This is a genomic window from Paenibacillus polysaccharolyticus, assembly GCF_023714295.1.
Taxonomy (GTDB): Bacteria; Bacillota; Bacilli; order Paenibacillales; family Paenibacillaceae; genus Paenibacillus; species Paenibacillus polysaccharolyticus_A.
This window is the reverse complement of sequence record NZ_JAMAUN010000072.1, coordinates 1-255: the sequence shown is the minus strand read 5'-3', so window position 1 is coordinate 255 and position 255 is coordinate 1. Positions and strand designations below refer to the sequence as shown.

Below are 255 nucleotides of genomic sequence, written 5' to 3'. Positions count from 1 at the left end.
AGGCGAGGCCGAAAGGCGTAGTCGAAGGACAACAGGTCGAAATTCCTGTACCACCGTAAATCGTTACGAGCGATGGGGGGACGCAGTAGGGTAGTGACGCAGGCTGATGGATGCCTGTCCAAGCAGTAAGGCTGGTTAGTAGGCAAATCCGCTAACCGTAAGGCTGAGCTGTGATGGGGAGTGAAAATTACAGTAGCGAAGGTCATGATCTCACACTGCCAAGAAAAGCCTCTAGCCAGATGAAGGTGCCCGTAC

Annotated in this window: 1 rRNA gene; it reads left to right on the top strand. The window is 53.3% G+C overall.

Annotation, left to right across the window (positions count from 1 at the left end):
• Window positions 1-255 (top strand): 23S ribosomal RNA (locus M3629_RS28890); the annotation flags it as partial.